The 24,374-nt window shown below is 55.1% G+C and carries 21 protein-coding genes; 14 read left to right on the forward strand and 7 right to left on the reverse strand.

The genetic code is table 11. The features are described from left to right. Positions 1-213: 213 nt before the first annotated feature. Both DYY88_RS16450 and DYY88_RS16455 read left to right on the forward strand, forming a co-directional pair. Positions 214-1,653, forward strand: a complete 1,440-nt coding sequence (locus DYY88_RS16450; protein WP_039726408.1) for an FAD-binding domain-containing protein — start codon at positions 214-216, stop codon at positions 1,651-1,653. Between the two features lie 339 nt (positions 1,654-1,992). Further along, positions 1,993-2,796, forward strand: a complete 804-nt coding sequence (locus tag DYY88_RS16455; protein WP_367889303.1) for a M23 family metallopeptidase — start codon at positions 1,993-1,995, stop codon at positions 2,794-2,796. Positions 2,797-3,649: 853 nt separating this feature from the next. Here the strand turns inward: DYY88_RS16455 and DYY88_RS16460 are convergent. The 4 genes from DYY88_RS16460 to DYY88_RS16475 form a co-directional block, all read right to left on the reverse strand. After that, on the reverse strand, positions 3,650-4,225 hold the full coding sequence (locus tag DYY88_RS16460) for a DUF3727 domain-containing protein (RefSeq protein WP_039726410.1): 576 nt from the start codon (positions 4,223-4,225) through the stop codon (positions 3,650-3,652). Next, positions 4,222-4,710: a Holliday junction resolvase RuvX gene (gene ruvX, locus DYY88_RS16465; RefSeq protein ID WP_044151152.1), complete on the reverse strand. Its 489-nt coding sequence runs from the start codon at positions 4,708-4,710 to the stop codon at positions 4,222-4,224. Before ruvX ends, DYY88_RS16460 begins: the two co-directional genes overlap by 4 nt. 98 nt (positions 4,711-4,808) lie before the next feature. Then, the gene (locus DYY88_RS16470; protein WP_052288347.1) at positions 4,809-6,065 is read right to left on the reverse strand and encodes a GNAT family N-acetyltransferase; all 1,257 of its coding nucleotides are present in this window, start codon (positions 6,063-6,065) and stop codon (positions 4,809-4,811) included. 225 nt (positions 6,066-6,290) lie between these two features. After that, the gene (locus DYY88_RS16475) at positions 6,291-7,454 is read right to left on the reverse strand and encodes a F420-0--gamma-glutamyl ligase (protein WP_039726411.1); all 1,164 of its coding nucleotides are present in this window, start codon (positions 7,452-7,454) and stop codon (positions 6,291-6,293) included. An 804-nt stretch (positions 7,455-8,258) separates the two neighbouring features. On the opposite strand from DYY88_RS16475, the gene cruF reads away from it, so the two are divergent. From cruF to DYY88_RS16510, 7 genes are all read left to right on the forward strand, one after another. After that, positions 8,259-9,182, forward strand: coding sequence for a gamma-carotene 1'-hydroxylase CruF (cruF, locus tag DYY88_RS16480; RefSeq protein ID WP_039726412.1), 924 nt, complete (start codon positions 8,259-8,261; stop codon positions 9,180-9,182). Positions 9,183-9,212: 30 nt separating this feature from the next. Further along, positions 9,213-10,436 carry a 2'-O-glycosyltransferase CruG gene (gene cruG / locus DYY88_RS16485; protein WP_039726413.1) on the forward strand — a complete coding sequence of 408 codons (1,224 nt, stop codon included), beginning with the start codon at positions 9,213-9,215 and terminating at the stop codon, positions 10,434-10,436. 454 nt (positions 10,437-10,890) lie between these two features. Beyond that, positions 10,891-11,784: a glycosyltransferase family 2 protein gene (locus tag DYY88_RS16490; protein WP_072041317.1), complete on the forward strand. Its 894-nt coding sequence runs from the start codon at positions 10,891-10,893 to the stop codon at positions 11,782-11,784. Between the two features lie 64 nt (positions 11,785-11,848). Next, positions 11,849-13,258 (forward strand): FAD-dependent oxidoreductase, encoded by a 1,410-nt coding sequence (locus tag DYY88_RS16495; protein WP_039726415.1) that lies wholly within the window; start codon positions 11,849-11,851, stop codon positions 13,256-13,258. Between the two features lie 35 nt (positions 13,259-13,293). After that, positions 13,294-13,482 (forward strand): hypothetical protein, encoded by a 189-nt coding sequence (locus tag DYY88_RS16500; protein ID WP_039726416.1) that lies wholly within the window; start codon positions 13,294-13,296, stop codon positions 13,480-13,482. Positions 13,483-13,749: 267 nt separating this feature from the next. After that, positions 13,750-14,379, forward strand: coding sequence for an isochorismate family cysteine hydrolase YcaC (gene ycaC / locus DYY88_RS16505; RefSeq protein WP_039726417.1), 630 nt, complete (start codon positions 13,750-13,752; stop codon positions 14,377-14,379). A gap of 94 nt (positions 14,380-14,473) precedes the next feature. Next, positions 14,474-15,022 (forward strand): antibiotic biosynthesis monooxygenase, encoded by a 549-nt coding sequence (locus DYY88_RS16510; protein WP_039729733.1) that lies wholly within the window; start codon positions 14,474-14,476, stop codon positions 15,020-15,022. Positions 15,023-15,194: 172 nt separating this feature from the next. Here the strand turns inward: DYY88_RS16510 and DYY88_RS16515 are convergent, their stop codons facing one another. The 3 genes from DYY88_RS16515 to DYY88_RS16525 form a co-directional block, all read right to left on the reverse strand. Continuing rightward, on the reverse strand, positions 15,195-16,604 hold the full coding sequence (locus tag DYY88_RS16515) for a toll/interleukin-1 receptor domain-containing protein (RefSeq protein ID WP_084607218.1): 1,410 nt from the start codon (positions 16,602-16,604) through the stop codon (positions 15,195-15,197). Between the two features lie 216 nt (positions 16,605-16,820). Further along, positions 16,821-17,072: a hypothetical protein gene (locus DYY88_RS16520; protein WP_039726418.1), complete on the reverse strand. Its 252-nt coding sequence runs from the start codon at positions 17,070-17,072 to the stop codon at positions 16,821-16,823. Positions 17,073-17,197: 125 nt separating this feature from the next. Further along, positions 17,198-18,691, reverse strand: a complete 1,494-nt coding sequence (locus DYY88_RS16525; RefSeq protein ID WP_039726419.1) for a cryptochrome/photolyase family protein — start codon at positions 18,689-18,691, stop codon at positions 17,198-17,200. A gap of 11 nt (positions 18,692-18,702) precedes the next feature. Between DYY88_RS16525 and DYY88_RS24920 the strand changes: the two genes are divergently transcribed. From DYY88_RS24920 to DYY88_RS16545, 5 genes are all read left to right on the forward strand, one after another. Next, positions 18,703-18,837 carry a hypothetical protein gene (locus tag DYY88_RS24920; protein WP_302849252.1) on the forward strand — a complete coding sequence of 45 codons (135 nt, stop codon included), beginning with the start codon at positions 18,703-18,705 and terminating at the stop codon, positions 18,835-18,837. 67 nt (positions 18,838-18,904) lie between these two features. Continuing rightward, entirely contained in the window at positions 18,905-19,522 is a 618-nt protein-coding gene (locus tag DYY88_RS16530; protein WP_052288351.1) for a CAP domain-containing protein, read from the forward strand. Positions 19,523-19,760: 238 nt separating this feature from the next. Continuing rightward, positions 19,761-21,098: an NYN domain-containing protein gene (locus DYY88_RS16535; RefSeq protein WP_039726420.1), complete on the forward strand. Its 1,338-nt coding sequence runs from the start codon at positions 19,761-19,763 to the stop codon at positions 21,096-21,098. 215 nt (positions 21,099-21,313) lie between these two features. Then, entirely contained in the window at positions 21,314-22,786 is a 1,473-nt protein-coding gene (locus tag DYY88_RS16540) for a TldD/PmbA family protein (RefSeq protein WP_242517628.1), read from the forward strand. Then, on the forward strand, positions 22,786-24,117 hold the full coding sequence (locus DYY88_RS16545; RefSeq protein WP_039726422.1) for a TldD/PmbA family protein: 1,332 nt from the start codon (positions 22,786-22,788) through the stop codon (positions 24,115-24,117). The genes DYY88_RS16540 and DYY88_RS16545 overlap by 1 nt, the downstream gene beginning before the upstream one ends. Positions 24,118-24,374 lie beyond the last annotated feature (257 nt).

Genomic DNA, 24,374 nt, shown 5'->3' on the forward strand with positions numbered 1-24,374 from the left:
TCTAAACATTTACATTCTGCGATCGCCATCAGCCCTCAGGCCCACTCGGTTTGGGCCTGTTAACTGTCGATAGTGCAAAATTAGGCGCACAAAGCGTCATGGTTTGGGGGAAACCCTGATAACCCCGCAGTCGCCGTTGATCATTGCGGCAGCCCGCCAAAAGACCTGTTTATACTGAAAAACGGTTTTACGCCAAGAAAAAGAGGGGGAACTGTGCCCGAGCGCATTTTGTTTTGGCATCGGCGCGACTTGCGCATTAGCGACAACCTGGGGCTGGCCGCCGCTCGCGATCGATCGCCTCAAGTAAGTGGAGTGTTTTGCCTAGACCCCAACATTCTCAACCGAGACGATGTGGCACCCGCGCGTGTCACCTATATGATGGGCTGCTTACAAGAGCTGCAGCGCCGCTACGCCGAAGCCGGAAGTGAGTTGCTCATTCTAAAAGCTGACCCGGTCAAAGGCATTCCCCAACTGGCACAGGCGATTGGCGCCACCGCCGTTTATTGGAATCGGGATGTGGAACCCTATTCTCGCGATCGCGACACTCAAGTTGCCGCTGCTCTCAAGGAAGTGGGCATTGAACTCAAGACCACCTTTTGGGATCAGCTTTTGCAAGCTCCAGGCAGCGTGGTAACCAAGTCAGACAACACCCCTTACACCGTCTACAGTCCCTTTTGGAAAAACTGGATCAAGCAAGATAAGGCTGCCCCCGTCCCCGCCTTAGCAGCAGCGGAGGGATTATCCCCAGAGGCGATTGCCCAGGCCGAGGCCGCCGGAGCGATCGCCCTGCCGACGGCCCAAGATTTAGGATTTGTCTGGGAAGCCCCGTTGTTGCTAGAGCCGGGAGAATGGGCTGCACACCAGCAGCTCAACGCCTTTTGCGACGACGATCGCTACATCGCTGAATATGACGAACAGCGCAACTTGCCTTACGTCGACGGCACCTCGCGACTCAGCGCCGCGTTGAAATTTGGCGCGATCGGCATTCGTAGTGTCTGGGCTGCCGCCACGGAGGCGTACAACCGCTGCCGCAGCGACGAAACCCGGCAAAATGTCCAGACCTGGCAACAAGAATTGGCATGGCGCGAGTTTTACCAGCACGTGATGTATTTCTTTCCCGAGTTGGCTGACGGGCCGTATCGGGAGCCGCTCAAAGATTTTCCCTGGGTGAATGATGAGGTTCAGTTTCAGGCTTGGTGTGACGGAAAGACGGGCTATCCCATTGTGGATGCGGCCATGCGCCAGCTCAACGAAACCGGGTGGATGCACAATCGCTGTCGCATGATCGTGGCTAGCTTTCTCACCAAAGACTTGATTATCGACTGGCGCTGGGGCGAAAAGTACTTCATGCAAAAGCTGGTGGATGGCGACCTCTCCGCCAACAACGGCGGCTGGCAATGGAGCGCCTCCAGCGGCATGGATCCCAAACCGTTGCGGATTTTTAACCCAGCTAGCCAAGCCCAAAAGTTCGATCGCGATGGGGAGTACATTCGCCAATGGCTGCCCGAACTGCGCCATCTGGATACTGAGGAGTTGGTGACGGGAAAAATTGCTGACGGCGTGCGCGATCGCGCCCAATATCCTCGCCCCATCGTGGATCACAAACAGCAACAAGCCTTGTTCAAAGATAAGTACAAAGCCCAGAAACGTTAGGGTTATCGTCATCTAATCGGCCAAGCCTTTCGCTCAAAGGACGACAGACCCTAGTTGGGGATAAAAGAGCGGGCGCGGTAATGCTGAGCTCGCAGGGTTTCTAGAATGGCTTGAGGACGCGCCCTTTGCATCGGCAAGCGTGGCTGATCGAGAACCGCTAGCCCTACTGTCTTTGATCGGGGGCCGGGGGATTTACTGGTCAGAGATGGCTGTGCAGACTCACGAAGCATCTCTATTTCATTAATTGGTGGGATAGAGCAATCTCGCATCATGCACGGTAGATCATTTGTACTGTTTTTGCTAGAATCCGGGAGTTCGTTAGCGTTTGAGTTCAGTCACATGTCAAATGGTGAACCAGTTGGCCTGCCGGCTCGCGTATCTTCATTGCATGAGCAATATTCGCGACATTACTTAGAACAGCCAACGTCTCTGCCTAAATTGACCCAACATGTCGAGGGTGCGATAACGGTAAGCACTACCCCGCTGGAGGCTGAAGTCGCTCCCACCGCTCCTACCGTGCAATCGAAAACCTGGCGGCGATCGCCCTGGGCAGGCGTCGTCGGGCTCATGTCGCTGGTGGGCCTGATCTGGGTCTCTGCGGAACTCTGGCAATCCACCTTTACAGCCGATGCTCAGGAAGCTGATGCTCCGGCGGCTGACGTGAATGCCGCACCGCCCTCAACGCCCTGGGAGTCGGCATCCTTTCCCGTCGAGAACTTTGTGGCCTACACGTCACCGTTTGGCTATCGCAATCATCCCTTTGGGGGGCGACGGTTCCACTATGGCCTAGACATTGCAGCGCCCATGGGTAGTTACATCCGCTCTTGGTGGGAAGGCACGGTATCACGGGTTTCAGACAACACAGCCTGCGGTACCGGAATTGTGATTGAGTCTCACGGATGGGTGCATATTTATTGCCATATGCAAGGACACGTCGTGGTCGAGACGGACGGCGATCGCTGGTTGGTCGATCATGATGGTGGCATTCAAATTCGCCAAGGCGACCTGGTGAAAAGCGGTCAACGTATTGGGCGAGTTGGGATGACTGGCAGCACCACCGGCCCGCACCTGCATTGGGGGATGAAGTATCAGGGCAGTTGGGTAGACCCCACCGTCGTGCTCAAAGCCATGATGGAAAAGTAAGGCGAGATCTGAGAAGTGCGATCGCCCTTCCAAAGTTGCAATCTCATTCGGAGCTTCCTAACGTATCGCTCCATAACGGCTTCGCCAACCTTGACCCCAACCATCCATCCAGACTCGTCGCGGTCTTGCGGGACTCCGTTGAAAAGGTCTGGTGTGATTGGTTCTCCGGCTTCGATGTTCCAGCTCATTCAAGCCCACGCATCGGCAAACGATGCAGCCATTCTAAAAAGCGAGCGATCGCGGCTGGCTGCCTAAAAACAGGTGACACATCGTTGCAACTTCCGCTCAATTCGACTCTGAGCACGCAGGATAGAGATAGAGGAGTGGTGTGTTATCCCGATCTGGAAGGAGGACAACCATGAAACCCATTGCCCCGTTACATGATGACTGGCGAGATGGCCTCATAGGGGTAATTGCCCTACTCTTAACACTCATGCTGTGGGCGATGCTCTTTGCCCCCGCAGCAATCTGAAAACAGCGCATACGCTGCGATCGCTCAATGTCCATCGGCGCTAAGCTTGCGATGTCGTCTTGAGAACCAAGAGTCAAGATTTCCAAGCCGTCATTCAGGCATGAGCAGGAAAGTGAGTACGACTGCAGGCATCGCACAACAGTGATGACAGCAGTCGTTGACTTTGATCGCTCATCGATTAAGCAAAGATGGCCGGGTGAGTATTAGTAGAGGTGTCCACAAGTTGGAGGCTTGTCGCGCAGGTATCTTGCCTGCTCCGGGACCGCCGAGACGGCTGTTCACACTGCAATTCAACGCCCATGCTTTAAACTTTTAGGCTCTCAGCACCTGACTGCGGATTGCTTTTTTTTGAGGCGGCTAGCAAATCAGTTGCACATGCGGTTATTCCAACACATCAAAAATGCTGGACTCGATTTCAGGCCGTAACCGTTCAAACTCCTCAGGCGGAATCATGCGGGCATCGCCTGCTGCCCCCATCTCAGCAAAGATAAGGAGGGGATCTAGCGGCGTGCAGATCGTGTATTCCACATCGTTATGGAAAAACGTTGCCAGGGTTTGAAACTCCTCGCTGTCTGGCTCACCGTCTTCGTCAATGTCGCCAATATCTAACGTGAAACAATCTTCTTCTTGAGGGGTGGGGAGTTCTCCTGAAACGCTCAGGGTCACAGCGCTGCGCTGTAAAACCAGATCGTGCTCGGCTAAGACGGCGCGGGCCGTGGGCAACAGCATCTCAATATCACTTTCCTCGACATCGACGAGGGTGTCGGTGTCTTCCTCTTCTTCATCCGGTTCCCAGGCAAAAATCTCGACGGGGGTATCTAGCGGCAACAACAGTGCATACTGGCGTTGACCAATCTCAAAGGTCTGCTCGATTTGGCACATGAGCACCCTCCCCGCCTCGTCTTTAACGGCAATGGTGGGGCGGTCTTGGACGAAATCTGAATCCGAAAAGGTCATTCCGGGTCTCCTGTGACGGATGAAGTAGGTGAGGGCGAGGACGGGACTGTCGATGGGCGATCGCGTTGATCAAGCCATTGCTGCAAGATAATGGCGGCCGCTTTTTGGTCAATCAGTCCTTTGTTATGGCGAGACAGTGTGACGCCTTCGGCTTGCAACATTTGCTCCGCCTGAAAAGAAGTCAACCGCTCATCTACATACTCTACGGGTATTTGTAAAATTGACGATAGCTTTTCGGCAAAAGTTTGCACCCATACGGCTTGCTTGCCCAATTCACCGTTCATGCTGTAAGGCAGTCCCACCACCAACACATTGACGCGCCGCTCAGTCGCGATCGCCTTGATCTCATCTACCACTGTGCGAAAGGAACGGTTTTGTACGGTTGGTAATTCGGTGACTAACAGCCCCAGGCGATCGCACCCAGCCACACCAATTCGGCGGCGACCAATATCCAAAGCCAGAGCTGAAATGTGTGGTTGAGGCATGGCGGGCTCGTGAGGACCGATCAATCAAAATTGTAGGTCACGCTGCCAGAGCCTCGGACCTTAGCCCAGCTGGTTGAGCCTTGGCTCTGAGGGACGAACTAACCTGATTGCCCCGATAGATTATCTGGATTGGAGCGGGGATGAGCGCGGCCTAAGTCACTGCCTTCGGGCCGTTGAGGCGCAGATGGCTTGGGCGATCGCTGCGCCTCGTCGGACTCATAGTGCCAAGACATCCGCCCCGGAATCGGCTTGCCCGCTGGCTGTAGCCCTGCCAGTACTTCTGGCAATTGCAGTCCTTCTAATGCCGCTGGCTTGGCCTCTCGCACCTTGTGCCATACGGAGCGCGATAGCATCAACGTGCGATCGACCGGGTTGGCTTGTATTTTCAGCAAAAACTCTTCTCGTTCGGGCTGAAAATCACGAGATGTCACTCGCAACGGCATGGCTGGATAGCTTTGCAACAGTCCGGCCATATGGCTGAGCAATTCGGGATATAGCCACGTATAAGCTGGATGCACTGTCAGCTCTGCCGAGTGATAGCGATGTTTGCCACGGCAAGCCATCAAGTCAAAGCGACCGATCGCGGCCTTCCGCTGGGGCTCAAACACATAGGCTTGAATCCGATTTTCTCGCTGCATCCATTGTCGCGCGGTGTTCGCCATCGACTTGGCAGGCTCAACCTTGAAATCTTGAATTTGCTGATCAAACACCTGACGCACCAGTGGTGGCATGGCGGCAGTGTCGAGTTGGTATAACAATTGCGCATCGGCATTGCTAACCGCCATCAGGTTGGGCAAATCGGGTTCTTGCTTAGCCTGCTCTACCAACACGTCGGGACTAATTTCCCAATAGGTGACCTGGGCCAACGGTTGAAAGCCATTTTGTCGGTACAGAGCCAGGGCGGCTTTTTGTTCGATATCGACTTCTGCCAGCCACATACGGGCTTCCCAGACGGTCTCAAAACAGTGGCGCAACAGCTGTGAACCGACGCTATCCAAAGCACTTTCGGTACTGGGCGGTACCACATCGGGATGAATCGCCAGCCGATTGACCTGCCAAGTGCTGCGAGTGCGGTTAAACGGCGACACCTCGATCATGCCGCAGAGCGTGTCGTCTAGTGAAGCCACAAAGCCTGACCACCGAGGCTGGTTGGGCAGTGCCAGGGTCGTCACCCGCTGCCACCAGGCTGCTAGAGGATGCTGAACAATACTCTGGGTGTTGGCCGCACCCCAAAGCCCTGAGTCTGGTTCAGGAATCACCGTCGCTGCACCGCTCCAATGATCTAGAACGTCGATGTCACGCGGGTATAGAGGACGCAGTTGCAGTTCCGAAGTTTGCAGATCGGGAGTAGACATTGCCAGCCACGAAAAACAGCACCAAGAGCCAAGTCGGCCTTATTTGACCTCATCATAACGTGCTCGTCTCTGAAGCTGGCTAGTCGAGCCAGTGCTGCAACTCGCAATGAGCGATCGCCAAAATTGCAGAAGCCTCGACTGTGCCGATCACCACAATGGTTCACTTCAATCCATGGGCATGGACTAAGGCTGCGGCTGGATTTCTGACAGGACTCAAGCGAGGCGCTATTTGGGCCGCACTAAGACTAAAGGGGTTTGTTCGTCGGCATTGCCAGCAGGGTTGTCAATCAGGGCTTGAGTCACCACTGCGCGATTGACGCGGGGACTGGCGGCAACAATTTTGACTGCTTTCAAATCGTTCACGTCGACGATCGCTGCCCCTAATCCCGTCGCTTTTTCAATTTCATCAACGATGAGTTGGGGTGACTCCGGGCCGAGCACAATGAACTGGTCGTAAGGGGGGAGAGTGCCTGTCACGTCGTCAATCAGTCGTGCTTGGTCGCCCGCCAGTTGGTAGAACCCACCGCCCTGTCTCAGCAGCACTTTCTTCGCGGTACCGCCGATAAAGGCCCAAAAGACCCGCCAGGGACCCACCAAATCCACCAGCGTTTGTAAACCGCAGGCGGTGGCGAGGCTGGAAGTCGGTAAAAAGTAGTAGCACAACCGTCGGGCTAGCCAGCCCGGTTGCACCGTCGAAGGATGGCGCCACCGCCCTTGCATAATCGCGACTGGAGTTTCGCCCAGGGTGATGATGTCGCCCGGTTGAGCATGGGGACTGGCGTAGCGTTTGACCACTTCGGTGGGGGTGTCGAGATGCGTCAGCAAGTGGGTGGGCACGGGCATGACTTGGGCTTGGGGCGTGTCGCGCCAAGGCGGTGCCATCGCCGGGTCAGGAAACTGAAGGGGCACAATGACATGCCCCGTTTTGGGAAAGCGACCGCCGGGTCCATAGGTCAGATAGTGAACCCGCACCCAGAGAGCCTTGAGCGATCGCACCTCTGGCCCGGTAATGTCGATCTGCACCTTGAACTGAGTGCGCTTTTGCAATTTGACGATGTAAGCGAACCAGTAACCATCAGCGCGAGCCTCGGCATCAGGATGTTGGGGAGTAATGGTGACCTTAACGTCGAGATTATCTACCGTTTCCTTGCCCAGTAGCGTCGTCTCGGCGGTCAGCTCCGGCACCATGATTTCTGAGGCCGGAGTGCGATTAATCAGTTCGGGAACGCCGACGATTTGGTAGTGATCAGCCGCATATGCTTCGATATTCCACTGACCGGCGGCAAAGGCGAGCCGATTGCCCGCGCGGCGTCGATATTGCCATTCCAAACCGAGCCAACCGACGAGCACCAGTAGCGCGATCGCCCCCACCAACCACACGAAAATCATCGTTGCTCACTGTCTCCTGTAAAAGTCTGTCGCCTGCTACCGAGTCGGTCATGGCCCTTTCTAAAGGGTCAGTCTATAGAAATTTGGGGCCATTCTTAATGAAATTTGCCAAGATCCACGACACATCGCAGTGATGACTTCGCCAAGCAAACGATTTCTGCTCGGCTCAACCGCTGCTTCGAGATCAGTGCCAGGGCCTTGGCTCCTCTCCACTGGGTTGGCCCTCGTGCGCCGTGTCGTGCAGGTGTTCAAGGCGATGATTTTGATCATCCAGCTAAATTAATCGCTCAAAGTCTCGGAGCCCGCCGGATTTCTGGGGTTCTGGATGCTATATTCCAGCGGTCCAATATCCCTGTCTGGTGGGCAAGGTGATTTGGGTTGTGTGTTTATGGTCGTTCCGAAGATCTCGTAGCGCTATGAGCCTGTTAAGGTCAGAGGGGCGGACGAGGCCGGGCCTAACTAGCCGGGGAGATTTGCCAATTTAGAAGCCGTCTCGCTAAGGTTTGCGAATGATGAGTGGTGTGTATCGGCTTCTGCGAATCATACCTTTGCCCTATGGTTGGGGAGTCTCTTTAGAAGCGGTACCGACCTCAAAATGCGAGGCAAACAGCTAAGTTCGTCACTCCACAAGGTCCGTTCACCTCTTAGGGTGAGAAAGACATAGTCGCAATATCGACGCCCTGAGGTTTCAGAAAACTTTACAAAACCAAATAAGTGGGGCACGATCTCGATAAGAAATGTTGCAGGTTTCTGGCTTCGGCGGATGAAAGCGACTGACCACGCAGTTAGAGGTTGATTCGAAACATGACTCGGTTGATGCGCATTGAAAAGTGGTGCTTGTGGGGACACGTGCTGTCCATGGCATTTGGCCTGGCAGGGTTGCTGTGGGTCATGCCCCATCCCGAAATTTTGGATTATTTGCCTGCCGGTTCTACCCTCTATCGCTGGAGCATGGCCGGAGGCGGTGTGGTTTACATCTTGCTGGGAACGGTGGCTGTGGCTTTGTACTTGCGTCGTACCTTTGGGTGGCAAGCTTGGCTGTCGTTCATGATTCCGGCATTGGCCATTTCACTCTCAAGTGAGCTGTCTGGCACGAGCACGGGCTTTCCCTTTGGCGACTACAGCTATTTGAATGGGCTGGGCTACAAAATTGCGGGGCTGGTGCCGTTCACGATTCCTCTATCTTGGTTTTATGTCGGGGTGTCGGCTTATTTGCTAGCGCGGGGTGGTTTATTGGGAGAGCGCATGACTTGGGTGCGCCAACTCGCCGCGATCGCCACCGGGGCTCTGTTGCTGATGTCCTGGGATTTTGTGTTGGATCCGGCTATGAGTCAGACGGCTATGCCGTTTTGGTATTGGCATCAGCCGGGGGCGTTCTTTGGCATGCCCTACGAAAACTTTGCCGGTTGGTTTGTCACTGGCGCCATGTTTATGTCTGTAGCGGCGCTCTTTTGGCAGCGGAATGAGCGTTTGCAAAACTTGGATCGCGAGCAGTTGATGGTGCCGTTGATCATGTATTTGGCCAACTTCAGTTTTGCGATGTTTATGAGCGTTGGTGGCGGTATTTATGTTCCCATTTTCTTAGGGATTGTCGTTGGTGCAGCGCCCGCGATCGCCTGCTGGTGGTTTGCGCCTAAGTCCTCTACTGCGGATGCTGACCCAGCAGCGCAACTGCCTCCCATGCCAGTGATGGAAATGGTTTCCACCCCTGCTGGCGTTTCCAAGTAATGTCTCCCATCGCCAGTTAAATTAACCCGCATGTTTTCTTCTGTTTCTCTGGGGTGGCTCGGCAGTGCGATCGCGCTGTGCCTGTTCGTGGTGCAGTTACCGGCCGTGATGGTGTTGCTGGCCCGCTTGCTCAAGGGACCTACTCGTCGCCCGCCACTACAACCTCGCGCCATGACGCCGGATCAAGTGGGCCAAGTCAGTGTCGTTGTGCCGACCCTCAACGAAGCCCTGCGCGTAGCTCCTTGTTTGACCGGACTCTCCCAGCAAACAGCAGAAGTGCGAGAGGTGCTGGTGGTGGATAGTCGGTCAACCGATGGCACTCGCGAAATTGTGCAAAAAGCCCAGGAAACCGATGCCCGCATTCGCCTACTGACGGATGATCCGCTGCCGTCCGACTGGGTGGGCCGACCTTGGGCACTCCATTACGGTTACTTGCAGAGTTCGGCAGATAGTCACTGGATTTTGGGGCTCGACGCCGATACTCAGCCGCAGCCAGGACTCGTGGCCGCGCTCATTGCTGCGGCCACAGCCGAGCAGTATGACCTCGTCTCACTCTCGCCGCGCTTTATTTTGAAAGGATTGGGCGAGATTTGGCTGCAGCCAGCTTTATTGATGACGCTGGTGTATCGATTTGGCCCCACGGGTGCGTCAGAAAGTGGTGCGGAACGGGTGATGGCCAATGGCCAGTGCTTTCTTTGTCGTCGCGACCTGTTGCAGAAATTGGATGGCTATACCCGTGCTCGCCTGTCGTTTTGTGATGATGTGACTCTGGCCCGTGAAGCGGCTAAGGCAGGAGCCAAGGTAGGGTTTTGGGATGGTGCGAAGCTGCTCAAAGTGCGCATGTATGAAGGGTTGGCGGAAACCTGGAAGGAATGGGGGCGATCGCTCGATCTCAAAGATGCATCTTCGCGAGGCCAAATCTGGGGCGATTTGTGGTTTCTGACCTGCGTACAAGCCTTGCCCTGGCTGAGTTTGCCGCTACTGTTGTGGAACTTGAGCAGTGGGCCGCCCACTCTGCCCCTTCAGCTGAGTTTGGGTCTCAATGCGAGTCTGATCGCCGCCCGTGTCGCTCTACAGTTGGCGATTTTGCCTTCGTACGATTTGAGCCAATCACCCAACCGCTGGATATTTTGGCTGTCGCCGCTGGCCGATCCCCTCGCGGTACTCCGCATTTGGCTCTCTTCGCTACGCACGCCCAAGACTTGGCGCGGTCGGCAATACGATTTGGCTGCCACGTTACCGTCTCAGCCGTAGCATTTAACAGTCAGGTGTCGCGAGCCCACAAATTTAAAGAATGGGAATTTAATTTTCAGTGTGGACAGCCGTCTCGGCTGGCCTGGAGCAGGCAAGATACCTGCCTGACAAAACTTGGAGTTTATAAAATTCTGCTGCTTAGCCTCTCGTTTTTCTGCTAAAGAGACGAACCAAGCTATCTTGCAACGCTGTAGAAGCTGGCTCAAAATCGCGATCGCGGTGTTTTGCTGTCTCCTCCATGAGTGCAGTCTGCTCACCGCCAGTTCATGATTGGCTGATTTGCATAAGGTTTTCTAAAACTTTTCTAGGAAATTTTGCCCTGATTGCAGGACATCGGTTGAGATGGGAAAGATAGGATAAGCGTGGTTTGGTATAGCACTTTACCTGCGTTTGCTCAGCTCAGTTGCTGGCCCACGCCGCGTCTCAGGTTTGCTAACTCTTTTATACGCCGCCTATGTTTTCGATTTACATTCTGACCTATAACGAAGAGCTGGATATTGCCGCTTGCATTGAGTCAGCCATGGTGTCTGACGACATTATTGTGGTGGACTCTTGTAGCCGCGATCGCACCGTCGAAATTGCATCGCAGTATCCGGTGCGGGTCATTGAGCATCCCTTTGAGAGTCACGGCCAGCAGCGAACTTGGATGCTAGAAAATATTCCGGCCAAATATGAGTGGGCCTATATTTTGGAAGCGGATGAGCGCATGACGCCTGAGCTGTTTCAAGAATGCTGCCAGGTGATTCAGCAGTCGGAGCATGTCGGCTACTACGCCGCTGAGCGCGTCATGTTTATGGATCGGTGGATCAAACACAGCACTCAATTTCCGCGCTATCAGTTGCGGCTGCTGCAACTGGGCAAGGTCTGGTTTACCGACTATGGCCATACCGAGCGGGAAGTGTGTGAGGGTTCTACGGGCTTTTTGCAGGAAACTTATCCCCACTACACCTGCGGCAAGGGCATGAGCCGCTGGATTGAAAAGCACAATCGTTATTCGACGGACGAAGCTAAAGAGACGCTCAGACAACTGCAATCCGGCCAGGTCAACTGGCGCAATTTATTTTGGGGCAAAACGGAAGTCGAACGCCGTCACGCCCTGAAAGACCTATCCCTGCGGCTCCCCCTGCGTCCGTTGGTGCGCTGGTTTTACATGTATTTCATCCTGGGCGGCTGGCGCGATGGAGAAGCCGGGTTTGCCTGGTGTACGCTCCAGGGTTTTTATGAATATCTCATTGTGCTGAAGGTCAAAGAACTCAAGCGCCAACAGACCTCTGCGACCCCGACGCCCCCAAAGCCAACGGTCCCAAAGCCGATTAAACAGACGGCTGATCAGACGGTCGTGCGTTAATGCCGAGTCTCGGCCGCCGTTGAACGTTACACTCAAGGGCGGCATCCAGTGAGACGGTTAGGGCATGGCAGTCGAGTACGATTTGGTGATTGTCGGCGGCACCTCAGAGGGCATCACCGCTGCGACAGCGGCCAGCCGCTATGGGGCCAGGGTAGCGCTGATCTTACAGGGGTTAGACAGTGGCCGATCGCACCTCATACAGCAGGGACTGTGGTCCCTCACGGCGACGCATCCCCTTGCCATGCCGCCTGGGGAGAGTGGGGTGTCGCCGTGGCAATGGGCCAAACAACGGGCCACCTTAATTGCGGATACCTTGACTCGTGACACTGCTGTACGGTTGATGGTGCAAGGGGTTGATGTCATCGCGGAGACTGGGCAGATAGTGGGCGATCGCCCGCTCACATTAGTCACCGCAACTCGCCGACTGACGACCCGCAAATTGTTAATCGCCACAGGCAGTCACGCGATCGCTCCCCCCCTACCCGGATTGGCGACGGTGCCTTACGACACGCCCGCAACGCTTTGCCAACGAGAACATCTGCCGTCGAGTGTGGTGATTTTGGGTGGCAGTCCGATGGGGATCGGACTCGCCCAGTGGTTGGCCCGTTGGTCGGTCAAGGTCACTTTGCTGACTGCGAGTACCCAGTTTTTCACTACCGAAGACCCGGATGTGGCGGGCTGGCTGACCGCGCAACTGCGGGCTGATGGCGTCGATATGTGCCTGGGAGCCCGCATCATATCGGTATCGCAACCGCCTGACCCGCCATCTGGCACAGCGATCGCCGTCCAACTCGAATCTGCAAGGATCACAGCCGACTCGCTGGTAGTAGCGACCCGCCCTGGACCTTACCTGCACGATTTGGGTCTCCAACACTGTTTGCCGCGCGATCGCCCACTGACAGTGAATGCTCACCTGCAAACCGAGCATCCGCGCATTTATGCCTGTGGGGCTGCGATCGGGGGGGATGAGCTGCCGGCGATCGCCCGCCAAGAAGCCGAATGTGCCGTCCACAATGCACTTCTGTGGCCGCGTCGTCGCGTCAATTATCAAACGCTGCCCTATGAGTTGCCCACGCAACCGCCGACGGCGCGGGTGGGCTTCACTGAATTGCAAGCTGTGCAGCGATTTGGTGCGTCAGCGGTGCTGGTGGCGCGGCAGTCGCTGTATGAAAATCCCACAGCCCAATGGCGCGAAGCCACCAGTGGCTTTTGTAAGCTCATCGCCCACCGGGACGGGCGCTTGCTGGGGTGTCATAGTGTGGGGCCAGAAGCCTCAGTCTGGGTGCAGGCAGTGGCGTTATTGATGGCGGCAAAAACGCCTTGGTGGCACCTCGCCAACTCGCCAACGTTGCCCGACAGCCTGATGGAAATTGTGCGACAGGCGGCCCAGCAATGGGAAAGCGATCGCTGGCAACCAGGCCAATGGCGACGCGACTGGGCCGAGAACTGGTGTAACTGGCGACGTAACACTTGAAGGCTCGCTGAATAGGCTGCCTTTAGCTGCGGCTGATGGCGGCCCCCAGTCCACGCTTCGAACTCCTCAAAGCCTGCATACTCGTGTTCAATCGCGATCGCCGCCCCTTTACTCCCGTAGCCGCAAAAATGTCCTTCCCGCCGCCCGCCTGGCGCGGCAAATCCATCCGTTTTCATCAGCAAGGCTACGCTGACAAACACAATCATGTCAGTACCAAGCGCTAGCTAAGTCCGGTTAACCCAGTTGGGTGCTCAACCATAGGGGAAAAGCATTGCGGTTGAAGCTTTGACACAGCGTCGTCAACCCGAGGGATGATTGTCGCCAAAATAGAATCAGTCTGGCGAATAAATTTAGTATTGTCATTTTATTTTATTCAATTCAAAATATCTTTATGCTTCTGATGCTGGCTTACTGCCAAATGCATCAGAGGACGCCCCAGGTCTTATTTGACCTGAAACGATTTTGCGTTGGTATCTCAATGAGGAAAAGACATGACGACTTCTTTCGAGTACAACCGCTTGAACAAAGATGACGCCGCGGTGCTGATGGTGGATCACCAAGCTGGTTTGATTTCCCTGGTGCAGGACTATCCCCCGAATGAATTTAAGAACAACGTGTTGGCGTTGGCTGATATTGCCAAGTTCTTTAACCTGCCGACCATCCTGACGACCAGCTTTGAGCAAGGTCCTAATGGTCCCATCGTGCCGGAACTGAAAGAGATGTTTCCTGATGCGCCTTACATTGCGCGTCCGGGGCAGATCAATGCTTGGGACAACGATGATTTTGTCGCAGCGGTGAAAGCCACTGGCAAAAAGCAGCTCATTATTGCGGGGATTGTGACGGATGTCTGTGTGGCATTTGTAGCGCTGTCCGCGATCGAGGCTGGCTTTGATGTCTTCGTAGTTACGGATGCGTCTGGCACCTTTGACGAAACGGTTCGAGCCGCTGCTTGGGAACGCATGAGCGCGGCGGGTGTACAACTGCTCAACTGGTTCGCCGTAGCTTGTGAACTCCACCGCGACTGGCGCAATGATATTGAAGGGCTGGGCAACCTGTTGTCTAACCACATTCCGCTCTATCGCGGCTTGATGACCAGCTACTTTGCTCGCGCTGGTCAATAGTAGTTTTGTCGGGCGGCGTTTTGGGGGCAAGACGTCGCCTGCGTTTAATCTGGTTTTATCGTTTGCCCCTGATGGTCCCTATCCCCCTCTACCTATGACCACTGCCAGCCAGCATGTTACTGCTGTCATTACCCATCGCGTGCGATCGGGTCGCGAGACCGGATACGAAGAATGGATCAAAGGCATTGCCGCCGATGCTCGCCAGTTTGCCGGACACTTAGGCGTTAATATCCTGCGTCCGCAGCCCGGAGCTACGTCTGACTATGTAATTGTGCTTCAATTCGACTCATGCCCTCACTTGAATGCGTGGCTCAATTCGGATGTCCGTAAAGGTTGGATTGATCGGGTCCAACCCCTAATTCAAGAACAGGAATCGGTACAGGTATTGACGGGGTTAGAAGGCTGGTTTCAGCTTCCGGCTCAGGCCACGCCCAAAGCCCCCAAGCGATATAAGCAAGCGATTTTGGTCTGGGTGGGAGTGATGATTGTGTCCCTGTTGGTGCATCCCCTGATTGCTCCGTTGATGCAATATTTACCCTGGCTGCTGCGGGTCGCCGTGAGTGTTGCCATTACGGTAGTGTTGCTGTCTTACCTCATCATGCCGCAGTTGACGCGGTGGTTTAAGGTGTGGCTGTTTACCTAGTTGCCGCCTGGTGGACAAGATTTGACGTTGCGGCCACATGGCTGGCAACCAGGACAATGGCAACGCGACTGGACCGAAAACTGGTGCAACTGGCGACGCAACGCTTAAAAATCGCAGAATTGTCTCATCCTTTAGAAGAAAAAATCAGCGCGTTTATTCGAAGTGACTTGATTCACGCTTGTTCTGTCAGTGCGGGCTTCAAATCCCGCAGCAACCGCTCAAAAACCTGCTGATAGGCGTCGTAGTCTTTCCAATTGCAGAAGTTGCCGATGTTGCGCGATCGCTTGATCAACCCTGCCCACCCGTCGCTAGAGGTCATGACCGTGTCATCTAGCCGTACTGGGAAGAGCACTAGCTTATTGCTCTGACGTTCTTTTTCTAGGGCTGATTCCACTTCACTTTCCACCCACTGACTGTTGACTGAGTGTTCGGAAAGAATCAGCAGCAGCTTGTCATGTTTACGGATAGCCTGGTCAATATCAACCCGCATTTTGGCTCCGATGGGCAAGTCTTCGGGAGCATACCAGCAGCGGACACCTTTGTCTTGCAAGTCGGCATGGAGTCGTTTGGCAAATTCCTCATCTTGATGGGAGTAGCTGATGAAGCAGGAGTAGAACTGGATGGGCTGATTGGTTAAAAGGGATGGAATGTAGTCGATGAAGGTGTTGGATAAGCCGATGCCTCGCAAGAATGACTCGGGCAACTGACCAGAACGGGCTAGGGTTCTATAGTCAATGGTGCTAGGTCCGTGGTGTAGGCACTCTGCTAGACCTTTAACTTTACCGAGATCAACGTCGGCGAATACTGTTTCGATGAGGACTGCATTACAGATGTCGGCATGGCGGAGGTTGGCTCCGCTGAAGTCCGCCATGTAGAGGTTGGCATCGGTGAGGACTCCATCACAAAGGTCAGCATCACGGAGGTCGGCATCGCTGAGGTCAGCTCCGCTGAGGTTGGCCATATGGAGGATAGCACCACGAAGGATGGCATCACGGAGGATAGTCCCGCTGAGGATAGCATCGCTGAGGTTCGTCCCACTGAGGTTGGCGCTGGTGAGGACTGCATCACCGAGGTCAGCATCATGGAGGACGGCCCCGCTGAGGTTAGCCTCGCTGAGGTTAGCATCACGGAGGACGGCATTGTTGAGGACTGCATCATGGAGAACAGCTCCGCTGAGGTCGGCATCGCTGAGGTCGGCTCCGCTGAGGTCGGCATAGCGGAGGACGGCCCTGCTAAGGTTAGCTCCGCTGAGGTTAGCCTCGTTGAGGTGAGTATCGCAAAGGTTAGCCTCGCTGAGGTCGGCATATCGGAGGAAGACCCTATGGAGGTAGGCGTAGCGGAGATAGGCATCGCTTAGGTTGGCAGAGTCGAGGTCAGCATGGCTCAGATGGGCATAGCGGAGTTTAGCTCCTTTGAGGTTTACTCCTTGGAGGACGGCTCCTTTGAGGTTGGCTCCTTTGAGATTGGCTCCTTGGAGGACGGCTCCGCTAAGGTCTATTTTTTTGCCTGGAATCTTCTTTCTCCAAGCGTTCCAGCTTTGAACTCCTTGCTTAAGCAAAGCCAATTGTTCTTCATTTGCCATTACCATTTACCGCCACCATCGCCACAAATCTAGCAGCGGCAAATTAAGACGCCAAGAGCACTTTCTCTATATTGCTTAATGGATACTGCTGATGACCGGTGGTAAAGTTTCACCTAAAGCTCGTAATTAGTCGTGATGAGGCTGGCGACGTTGTGAATCGATATCGAGCCAGTGATGGTATCGAGCAATTGAAGTCGATAAATTTGGCGATTACGGTTACCATTCATCGCGGAGCGTCCGTTGGGCGGTCAGGGCATCGCCTTGCCAGGTTAGGCGTCCGGCCAGGTCGGAAAAATTATATTGATTGGCAGGTTGTGGCTCTCCTGAGGGGGGCTCTTTCTGGTTGTCGTCTGCTTGAGCCGTTTCTAACTCCAGCCCCAGGCGGAAGAAATGGATGAAATTGTAGACTTCTGAGAGCCGACTGGGGGGAATGCGCTTAATTTCGTCAATTACCTGGGACAATTCCATCGTGTTTCCCTTGTTTGGTTTCAGGCAGCAGGACTGACCTCATTTTATGTCGTTGCTTGTTTGGGCTGATGCGATGAGTGTGGCAAGGTCACCGGGCTCTGGGATGAATCAAAGAACGGGTGGTCTTAGAAGAAGTTAGCGGCCCGATCGCGGATCTCGTCCAGATCTTCAGGGTTCATTTTGTCGAGATTAGCCAGGATGAAATTCATGCGGCCCTGGGACTTGAGTTTATCGCGGTGGCGATCGAGAAAGTCCCAGTAGAAGAAGTTGAAGGGGCAGGCGTCGTCGCCGGTTTTTGCTTTGTGGTTGTAGCGGCAGCCCTTGCAGTAGTCGCTCATGCGATTCACATAGTTGGCGGAGGCGGAGTAGGGTTTTGACGCGAGCACCCCACCGTCGGCAAAGAGGCCCATGCCGAGCACGTTGGTCTGCATCACCCAGTCGTAGGCGTCGATGAACGCGGCGTGAAACCAGTCTTCCACTTCCTGGGGTTGCAAGCCTGCGATCAGGGCAAAGTTGGCGAGAATCATGAGGCGCTGAATGTGGTGTCCGTAGCCCGTGCGCTGCACCTGATCGATGACTTGGTGCAGACAGTTCATGTCGGTGTCGCCCGTCCAAAAAAAGTCGGGGAGGGGGCGATCGTGGTCGAAGAAATTGCGATCGAAATACTCTTCATCCACATGCCAGTAAAGGCCGCGCATGTATTCGCGCCAGCCCATCACTTGGCGAATGAAGCCTTCCACGCTGTTGATGGGCAAATCTTGCTCGTGGTATGCCTGCTCCACGACTTCGATGACCTCTAGCGGTTGCAGTAAACCCAGGTTGAGATAAGGCGACAGCAGGGCGTGCCACATCGTGTCTTCGCCGGTGACCATGGCGTCTTGATAGGGGCCAAAGGTGTTGAGCCGCGTGGCGATGAAGTGGTCTAGCACTTGCAGGGCTTGGTCGCGGGTGACTGCCCATTGAAACGGTTCCACTGCGCCAAAGGTGGGAAAGTCGGCAGTTTGTACCGTTTCAATCACCGCTTGGGTGATCTCGTCGGGTGCAAAGGTTAGCGGCTCGGGCGTGTCGAGCTTGCCCTTGGGCGGTTTGCGGTTTTCTTTGTCAAAGTTCCATTGCCCACCCACGGGCTCGTCACCCGCCATCAGCACGTTGAGTTCTTTGCGCCCGGCGCGGTAGAAACTCTCCATCAGCAGGCTTTTGCGATCGCTGGCCCACGCCTTAAAGCCATCAACACTCCAGAGAAAATGATTGTTGGGGATGATTTCGAGGTCGCAAGGCAGATCGAGGGCTTGCAAGAAGGTGAGGAAGGGGCGATCGCTGGGCTCCATCACCTGTAAGGTCGTGATGTCGTGCTCTTGAATCCACTGGCGCAGGGGTGTGGCAAAATCTTCGGCGATTTTGTAGCTAACAGGCCATCCCGCATCTTTGAGTTCGGCGGCAAAGTGGCGCATGGCCGACCAGACGAGCACGAGCTTTTGCGCGTGGTAGCGGCGCTGTTGCCCATGCTGGCGCGACTCGATCATGAGCACCGGGGTCTCGGTTTTGTGCTCGTCTCGCTGGGCGAGGGCTGCCTGCCCCGCATAGAGCTGATCCCCCAATACCCAAATGCCCGTGGTCATCGTGTCGCCTCATGATGAATTCTTTAAGTATTGTGACGACTTTTGGCGATCGCTGCCGTTGCCAGGGCTGGGCGATCGCGTTAGATCCTGACACTTTTGGCGGCGTCATTCGTCAACTCAATCATGTGAGCCCACAGAGCCGGTAGCCGTCGAAACTGTGTCGTTGTTGGCAGCGGTTGTCGGCCCTTCATCAATCCTCATCAGGAGTTGCGGATGACGATCAATAGTAAATTTCGATTGTGGCAACCGGGAATGGCGATCGCGATCGCCATTTTGGGGATGTCTCCCGCTGCGATCGCCGCGAGCCCTCGCCTGACAGATCTGCCCAGCGTTGCGGCTCCCCCCGTTGCGGCTCCCGTGGTGGAGGCGGCGATCGGCAGCGACTTAACCGCCGACCAGCGGGCAGAGATTCTCACGCTGCATAATGCGGCTCGGGCAGCCGTCGGTGTGGAACCGCTGGCGTGGTCGGCGGATTTGGCGCGGGATGCACAAGTGTGGGCAGATTATCTGGCTAGCAGCGATCGCTTTGAGCACGATGCCACCATTCGCGGGCAGCAGGGCGAAAATCTGGCCGCCAGTTTTGGGTATGCCAACCCGATTGAAATTGGCGTCACCAGTTGGATTGATGAACGCAACCTTAATTACGTCCCGGGCGTGCCCCTGGCGGAGGCCATGTCTCGCGCGACAGGCGTGATCGGTCATTACACCCAAATCGTTTGGCGCGATACGACTGCGCTGGGCTGTGGTTTGGCAACCGGGGCCGATGGCATGAGTAAGCTGGTCTGCCGCTACAATCCACCCGGCAACAATCTGCGTCAGGTGCCGTATTAAGTGCTTGCAATAGCAGCGGTTCGGTGACCTTTTGCGACCTAGTCTGCACTCAACATTGCGGACATCACAGCGGTTGTCTGCCAGGCTCGGAGGACATTGATTGGTGGGATAACAATATAAAGCATCACGTTAGCTGGGCATTCTAGCCTCAAGATGCGGCAAACCCTACTAATAGCTTCCCGTAACTCTGTGGGCAGCCGCTGTGTCTAAAAGGCATCCACTCTTTGATATTGATACCGTGAATGACCCTGCTGCTAATCACGACCGCTATGAGGCGATCGCTGCAAAACTCAGCGATGCTTTAATCCAAATTCAGGCTGCGCATCCTGACTGGGTTCAAGCTCGATATCGCCTGCGATCACTAGCAGCAAATCGAGCCAAACTGGTGCAAAAATTTGTGGAGTTGCTGCAAGGCGCGGCTAATGCCAACGTGGCGAGCGATCAGGTGCTGGAACTGTTAGCCAAACTGCTGGAACCTGTCGTCAATGAAACGCAATTTTATCAACAGGTTCGTCATCTAGTTGCGACTGAGTTGTCATCCTCGATTGTGCCGCTGCGTGAACAATCTTTGATTTGGCAACCAGAACTGGAACTGGCTACACAGTCAGCTGCTAAAAATGAAAATGCGATCGCCATTTTGCTATTAGATGCTGAAAATATCGATCTTAATCAAGAGGCAGAAGCCTGGTTAGAAACTCATTGCAACTATCCCATGACTTTAAAGTTTGCATTTGGCAACTGGAAAACTTTGGGTGACCGTGACGCTCAACTTCATCGTCGAGGATATCAATTACTGCATGTGCCGAAAGGTAAGAATCACGCCGATGACAAAATGACCATTATTGGGTCGTCGATTCTAGTACATTTCCCCAACATCAAAGCAGCGATCGTTGGTTCCAACGATAATGATCTAGAAAATCTTCGCCATACTCTTCGCTTTCAAGGATTAGATGTCAGTCTTTTGCAAAGGCATCAACAAACTCTCAAACTAATCAACTGTAAAACAAAAGAAAGCACAACCCTCACGTTGCTTGCTGCGACTCCAATGCCCTCAGTTGAACAAGGCATCCAGTATTGCCAAACCTATTTAGCCAATGCCGAGGCACCTAAAATTCTCATATCGCAACTATCTTCAGACTTTTCCAGAGATCTCGGTTTTCCCATTAGTACATTTGTTAAACATCACCAATTAGGTAAAACCCCGAAAGCCTTTTTTCAAAAATCCACCCGATTCAAAGTAACGGCAGGGCACAATGCCTCTCAATGGTACGTCAGCAACTGCGCTCAATTCTCATCTGAAAACACAGACACTGACAATTCTCAATCTCAAAAATTTACCATTTCAACGCTTAGGCGAGTCTGTGTTGGTATCGCCAAAGCGCTCATTCAGAAGCAATCAGGTAGTGCAGTATCGATCGGGTTGCTGGCGATTACCTTTCGACAACAACATGGTCAACCCATCAAAACGGTATTAAAACAGCTTAAGTTAGGACAGAGTTTGCCCGAATTTTTGCAGACCTGTAATGGTCTTGAGTTGAGACAGGAGAAGCTTGAATGGATGATTACTTTGCTCTAACCAATTGCCTAGCCTCCTAATGACTGTAAATGGCATCTATCTGCGGATAGGCAAAGAATGTGATTGATGGGTAGCCGTTGGTGATTTTCCAGAACAGGGTCTTATTCCATGCGCTCTTGCGGACGCCATTATTAAGATATCGCTGGACAGTGTCCTGTCTTCCCAGCCCTTGAACTCATTAAAATAGAGGGCGACCCGAAATTCTGGATGCCACTGTGACGGTTACGCCATTACCCACCACTGCCGACCCGATAGATTTGCTGACGGAGGCAATCACCTCCCTGGACCTGCCTGCCGACTGGGTAGGCATTCGCGCCACGCGGGAAGAGAGCGTGTCGCGATCGCAGCGGGATGGGAAACCGGAGGGCAACCGGCGATCGCTGCAACAGGGTGCCATGGTGGAAGTGCTGGTGAATGGGCAGATGGGCTACGCCGCCACCAATCGCCTCACCGTGGCCGGTCTGCGACATGCCGCCGAACTCGCCTATCAACAGGCCCAAGCCGCCGCGCCCTGGCGCATCCATGCCTTTTCGCCGGAAATTCGTCCCAAGGTGCTGGGCGTCTACCAGACCTTTGCCGAAAAGCCCTTGAAGACGCTGACCACGAGCCATGCCCACGAACTGCTGTCGCGCATTTGCCAGGGGTTGAAAGTTTCCGACCAGATTGTGCAGGCCAGCGCCAGCCTCAGCGCTAAAGAAATCGATACCTGGCTGGTGAGCAGCAGCGGTACTCAAGTCCACCAAAAGTTCTCCTTCTTTACCCCCAGCTTTAGCGCCACGGCGCAGGATGGCCCCGTTGTGCAGACCCGCACCAACAACGGTCGCGGCCATGCCTACCAGGCAGGGTGGGAATTTTTAGATATGGGGGATGAGCTGTGGGCGTCGGTGCAGCGCATTGGCGAGCAGGCGGTGGAACTGCTGACGGCACCAGAATGTCCCGATATGACCACGACTCTGGTGCTGGCTCCCGACCAGATGATGCTGCAAATCCACGAGAGCATCGGCCATCCCCTGGAGCTCGATCGCATTCTGGGCGACGAGCGTAATTACGCGGGGGGCAGCTTCGTGAAGCCGGAAGATTTCGGCCAGTTGCAGTACGGTTCCGAGCAGCTCAACGTCACCTTTGACCCCACGGTGGAGCAGGAGTTTGCCAGCTACGCCTTTGACGACACCGGAGCCGTAGCCGAGCGGCAATATCTGATTCGCGATGGCGTGTTGCAGCGGGGTCTGGGTAGCCACGAAAGTCAGGCGCGGCTGGGGGTACCCGGTGTAGCCTGTGCCCGCGCCACCAACTGGGATCGTCCGCCGATTGACCGCATGGCGAATATCAACGTGGAACCCGGCGATCGCCCCTTCGCCCAAATTATCGGTTCCCTCGAAGACGGGGTATACATGGAAGCCAACCGCTCCTGGTCCATCGACGACCAGCGGTTTAAGTTCCAGTTTGGCTGTGAGTATGCCAAGCGCATCCGCAATGGGGAACTGGCGGAAACCGTGCGCAACCCCAACTATCGCGCCACCACGCCGCAGTTCTGGCGGAGTCTGTCCCAGGTGGGCGATCGCAGCACCTGGCAGGTATTCGGCACGCCCTATTGCGGCAAAGGCGAGCCCAACCAGATTATTCGGGTGGGGCACGGTGCGCCCGTGTGCGCCTTCGACCAGATTGAAGTTTTTGGAGGGGCGGGCTGATGCAGATTTGGGAAAACACGTTTAATCAACTGATGGATGCCCTGATGCCGCAACTGGCCGAGGGCGAAGCGGTGACGGTGGGGCTCGTGGCGGAGGAGAGCGAATTCACCCGCTTTAACCACGCCAAGGTGCGCCAGACCGGCAGCATTGAGAACGGTTCCATGTCGGTGACGCTGATGGCAGACGGGCGATCGGCCACCGAGTCCATCACCTTCACGGGCGACAAAGCATCGGACTGGCCCTTGCTAATGACCGCCCTGCACACCCTGCGGGACGAGCTGCCCCAACTGCCCGAAGATCCCTACATCGTGCTGCCCGACGGCGACGATCACAGCCGGGAAGTTTATGACGGCGAATTGTTGGGGATGAGCGCGATCGCCCCCACGATCCTTCCCAATATGTCCGGACTCGATGCCGTCGGTCTCTATGCTGGGGGGCGCTGTGTGCGCGCCTATGCCGACTCTGCTGGTCAGCGCCACTGGTTCGCTACTGAAACCTTCACCCTCGACTATTCTCTATTCACCGAATCGGGGCAGGCGGTGAAAGGCACCTACGCGGGCCGCACCTGGGACGATGCCGCTTATACCGACAACCTCGCCGTTGCCAAAACCCTGCTGGAGCAGATGTCCCAGACGCCTAAAAAGTTAGAGCGCGGCCAGTACCGCACCTACTTTGCTCCTGCCGCTGTCGCCGATCTGATGAGTATGCTCTCCTGGGGCGGCATCGGGGAAGCATCCATTCGCCGGGGCGGCAGTGCCCTCGGGCCGTTGCAGCGGGGCGACAAAACCCTGTCGGACAAGATTCACTTATCAGAAGACTTCTCCCAGGGACAGGTGCCCCGCTTTAACCAGTACGGAGAACTCGCGCCCCTGACCATGCCCCTGATCGACGGGGGACAGTTGAAAAACACCCTGGTCAGCGCCCGCACCGCTAAGGAATACGGCATTCCTTCCACCTTTGCGGAAGGGGGGGAATATCTGCGATCGCCCACCCTCGCCTCCGGTACCCTGGCGGAAGCCGACATCCTTGCCGCGCTAGACACGGGCCTGTACGTATCGAACCTGCACTACCTGAACTGGAGCGATCGCCCCAACGGGCGCATCACCGGCATGACCCGCTACGCCTGCTTTTGGGTGGAAAACGGCCAGATCGTTGCGCCGATTGAAAACCTGCGGTTTGACGAAAGCCTCTACAACTTCTGGGGAGCCAACTTGATCGACTTGACCCAAGCGACTCAGTTCATCCCCGAAGTGGGCAGCTACGGCTTCCGTGATCTGGGCGGCACCCTCGTCCCAGGAATGCTCGTCGACAACTTTGCCTACACTCTCTGATGGGTTACTCGACAGAAAACTGGGTAGGGGCGGTTTGCCCTCAGCCTGGTTCGGCGCTGAGCGCTCAGCTTACGGTCCCGTTTCTGGCTGAGACTGCTGGTTACCTTTGCCAGCCCCACCGCTCAAAAATTGGTGCCAAAGATCAGGGCGATAGGTGCGACACCAGGAAGCCAGTAGATCATCCTGTGGAGATCTGCCTAGCGCTGCCAAAATCTCATCATCAGACCAGTCAGATAGCTTTTGCATTTTCTAAAAAC

This window comes from Leptolyngbya iicbica LK, assembly GCF_004212215.1.
Classification (GTDB): domain Bacteria; phylum Cyanobacteriota; class Cyanobacteriia; order Phormidesmidales; family Phormidesmidaceae; genus Halomicronema; species Halomicronema iicbica.